The organism is Kocuria sp. (assembly GCF_030536815.1).
Classification (GTDB): domain Bacteria; phylum Actinomycetota; class Actinomycetes; order Actinomycetales; family Micrococcaceae; genus Kocuria; species Kocuria gwangalliensis.
This window is the reverse complement of the sequence record NZ_JAUNPE010000169.1, coordinates 1-4,269: the sequence shown is the minus strand read 5'-3', so window position 1 is coordinate 4,269 and position 4,269 is coordinate 1. Positions and strand designations below refer to the sequence as shown.

The following is a 4,269-nucleotide window of genomic DNA, read 5'->3' as shown; positions in this document are numbered from 1 at the left end:
GATCGACCATTGCATCATCTTCCCACGGGCGGCTTTGGTGGCGCTGAGAGAAGGCGCGGGTAGCAGGCCCACGGGTTTTCCGCGAGGTCACCATGGGTGATCGGGAACCCTCCATAAATCAATACAAATTCAGTCTTGATGTCGAATACGCGTATTCTCACTCTTCCGCAAGGTAACTTTCTGTGCTAGCCGTCGCGAGATGTCGAGTTTTTTTGCGCTCTACTGCCGGATTGGTTGTGGTGTCCGGGGGAGCTTCCTAGCGTGTGACTCACGACATAAGACGTAGTCCCTTTCTCACTGAGGAGATCTCATGCAGTTTCACGTAGATGGCTACCAGACCGGCGATCCGATGACCATGCCCGCCCAGGGCTACGGGGTAAATCGCTCTGACGAGCTGCCCAAGACCATGGATGTGCTGATCGTGGGTTGCGGCCCAGCAGGATCCGTTGCTGCCGCGCAACTTTCCCGCTTCCCAGAGGTCAACACGCGGCTGATCGAGCGTCGCGGGCACCGTCTGCCGCTGGCCAATGCTGACGGCGTGCATTCCCGGACCATGGAAACGTTCCAGGCCTTCGGCTTTGCCCACGAGATCTCCGAGGAAGCTCACACCATCACCGATATGGCGTTCTGGAAGCCGGATCCCCAGGACTCGCAGCGCATCGTCCGTGAGATGAGCACCCGTGAACTTCCGCCGGAATTCAGCGAGTGGCCCATGATGCTGATCACCCAGGTGCGCATCATCGATCACTTCAATCGGTTTATGAAGAACGCGCCCACCCGCATGGAGCCGGACTACGGCTACGAATTCGTGGACATGGAGGTCGCCCCTGACTCAGAGGAGCGGGAATTCCCGATCACCGTGACCCTGCGTCGATCCGCGGGCCCGGATGAAGGTCGGGAAATCCAGGTCCACACCAAGTACGTGGTGGGCGCGGACGGCGCTCGCAGTAACGTTCGCAAGTCGTTGGGTTACCGCCTGCACGGTAAGCAGGCCAATCACGCTTGGGGCGTCATGGACATCTACGCGGACACCGACTTTCCAGATGTCCGCAAGAAGTGCACCATCAAGTCCTCGACCGGTCGCACGATCTTGCTGATCCCCCGCGAGGGTGGGTTCCTCTTCCGCCTCTACGTGGATCTGGGTGAAGTGGCCGAAGGTGATCGTTCTGTGCGTGACACCCCGCTTGAGGACGTGATCGCCACCGCGCAGGAAATCATGAGCCCTTACAAGCTGGATGTGAAGGACGTGGTGTGGCACTCCATCTACGAAGTGGGCCACCGCGTATCCGATCACTTCGACGATCGCGCCTCTGAGAAGACCTCCAGCGAGGATCCCCGCGTGTTCATAACGGGTGACGCATGCCACACCCACTCGGCCAAGGCAGGCCAGGGTATGAACGTTTCCATGCAGGACGGATTCAACCTTGGCTGGAAACTGGGTCACGTGCTGTCCGGCAACAGTCCCCAGTCTCTCTTGCGTACTTACGCGGAGGAGCGCAAGGATATTGCGCATCGTTTGATCGAATTCGACAAGGCTTGGTCCACGCTCATGGCCCAGCCTAGCGACCAGTTCGAGAACCCGCGGGAGCTCGAGGAATTCTATATTCAGAACGCCGAATTCAACGCCGGATACCTCACCGAGTACGAGCCGTCCATGATCACCACGGACAACCATCACCAGAAGCTTGCGGAGGGCTATCCGCTCGGTAGGCGCTTCAAATCGGCCATGACGGGTCGGGTGTGCGACCTGGTTCCGATGCACATTGGCCATGACCACTTTGCGGATGGTCGCTGGCGCGTCTACGTCTTTGCTGACGATGTCGCACCGGGTGCCTCCCAGCCCCTGCAGGACTGGGCCCGCTGGGCTGAGGGCGCATTGTCGCCCGAGTTGTTCGACACCAAGCTCATCCACCGCCAGCTGCACACCGAGTTCGACGTCTCGGACGTTCCGGAAGCGTTCAAGCCAAAGATCGGAAAGTTCCAGCTGACGGACATGGAAAAGGTCTTCGGCATCTTGAAGGATCATGACATCTTCGAGGAGCGCTCCATCAGCAAGGACGGTGCCGTGGTGGTGGTCCGCCCGGATCAGTACGTGGCCGGCGTCTTCCCGCTGGACGACACCTCCGAGATCGAGAGCTTCCTTTCAGGCGTCATTCCGGCCGTGCGCTCCAAGGCGCCGGTCGCGGGCTGATGCCGACCGTTTCCAGGCGTGATTGAGGGCTGAACCGCTAATTTGATCGACATTGTGTGGCGCCCATAGACCCTTGCGGTCCGTGGGCGCCACGTCATCTTCTGGATTGTGGCTCGTGCGTCCGCGTTCATACCGGGCGGGTTTCTAGCTCACGCGCCTGCCCTCTACCCATGAGGCAACATGCATGCGGGATGTGACGTCGAGTTTGGTGAGAATCCGCCCCACATGCCCGTCCACGGTGCGGGGTGAAACGACCAGCTCCTGGGCCACTTGGCGGTTCGTCAGCCCCCGAGCCACCAGTTCGGCGACCTCCCATTCCTTGCGGGTAAGGGGCTCGATATCGATTTCCCCGGCGCTGGACAGGTCCGGGGAGTCAGTGAGGGCAACCGCTATCGCTTCCTCTTTGCTCAGCGGCCGTTGCCCATAGGGATGGGAATGCCGTGCTTCCGGGTCCAGCCCCTGTTGTACCCGGTTGGCGGAAGCCTTCGAGATCTGTTGGATGTGGGGTCCAAAGGCTCCAATGGTGGTGCCCAGTCCACGCCATACATTTGCTGCCGCCCCGGAAAGTTCAAGGGCACGCGGGAAGTTTCGGGTGGACGCCGCGACCCAGGAGAGCAGCTCAATGGTTAACGCGGTGCAGATGGCGTCCTGGAAGTGCTTCTGAATCGTGAGTGCCTCAGTTGCGACGATGCGGGCAGCCTCGTGATGGCCCAGCATCCAGTGGCAAATCCCACTAATCCATAGCGCGTATGCACGGTTCCATAGTTCGTTGTGCTTGTTCGCAGTCTGGATGGCATGCTCGCACGTGGTCAGGGCAATCCTGGGGTCCCCGTGAAAAACCTGTGCCATTCCCAGTTGGAACTGCGCGGTGAGGCTTCCACCCGCGTCACCCACGCGCTCGTGGGCCGCCACTGCACGCTCGTACAGTGTGATGGCGGTGGTGAGGTCACCGGTGAACAGATTGTGCAGGCCAGCCCAGTGCCAGGTGTGGGCCAGTAGGCCATCGTCATCGAGTGCGGTTGCCACTCGGCGGCATTCAGCCAAGTATTTCGCTCCCGCCTCGTGGTCTCCTTGCAACAGGCTGACCCAGCTGGCGACCCAGAGAGCCGCTCCGCGCTCGGGTGACGCGGTGGCGTCGTCGTACCCGCCCAGAACACGATCGAGCCAAAACCGGCCTTCGCTCAGGTACCCGTCGGAAACCCAGTGGTGACGCAGCGCGACAGCGAGGCGGGTGGCGGCGGTCAATTCACCGGGGGTGCCCACCGACCATTGCAGCGCGGCCATTGAGTTGTGACGTTCGGTGCGGGCCCTGAGGATGAATTCGCCTTGTCGTGGGCTGCACCACTGCGAAACCATGGTTTCCGCGCGACGTAAGTAACAGTCCCGATGGCGGTGCCTCAATTCACTGGCCGCGCCCTCCACCAGCCGTTCAGCGCCGTACTCGCGCACCGTCATGAACAGGCGATATCGCACGGCTTCCCCGGTGCGTTCGGTGAGGAGGATGGACTTGGAAACCAGACGATCCAGCAGGTTCATCACCAGGTCAGGGTTCAGATCACCAAAGCCGCAGACTTCTTCCGCGGCATCCAGGTCGAAGCTACCGGGGAACACCGTCAGCCGTTGCCATAGCAACTGCTCCTCCGAGTTGCACAGTTCATAGCTCCAGTCGATCAACGCCTGGAGCGTGCGGTGGCGGGGTTGAGCGGTGCGCGTACCTCGGGACAACAGCCGGAAACGATGGTCGAGTCGATCGAGCAACTGGGTTACGGACATGCTCTGCAGGCGCGCAGCCGCGAATTCGATGGCCAACGGCATTCCGTCCAGACGACCGCACAGTTCGATTACAGCTCGTCGATTCTCGGGGGAGATCGCGAAGTCACCGATCACATGGCGGGCTCGGTCCACAAGGAATGCGACTGATTCGAATTGTTCCAGGTTCTGGTCCGACTGTTCGTCCGCGGCGGATGGAATGCCCAGCGGGGGAACGAGGTAAATGCTTTCGCCTGCGATGTTTAGGGGCTCGCGGCTCGTGGTGAGAATTCTTACCCCGGGGGCGGTGGGAAGCACTCGGTGGACAA

Annotated in this window: 2 protein-coding genes; one reads left to right on the top strand and one right to left on the bottom strand. The window is 60.8% G+C overall.

Features of this window, described 5'->3' with window-relative positions; genetic code table 11:
• The first annotated feature begins 310 nt into the window (after nucleotides 1-310).
• A complete protein-coding gene (locus Q4E95_RS11440) occupies nucleotides 311-2,191 on the top strand; it encodes an FAD-dependent monooxygenase (protein ID WP_303383428.1) in 1,881 nt (626 codons plus the stop codon).
• A 144-nt stretch (nucleotides 2,192-2,335) separates the two neighbouring features.
• Here the strand turns inward: Q4E95_RS11440 and Q4E95_RS11435 are convergent.
• Nucleotides 2,336-4,269 (bottom strand): LuxR C-terminal-related transcriptional regulator (locus tag Q4E95_RS11435; protein ID WP_303383427.1); only part of this gene is annotated, 1,934 nt, incomplete at its 5' end.

Bases quoted from the DNA above. Each gene is read 5' to 3' on its own strand.
- Q4E95_RS11440 (WP_303383428.1), top strand. From the start codon at position 311: ATGCAGTTTCACGTAGATGGCTACCAGACCGGCGATCCGATGACCATG.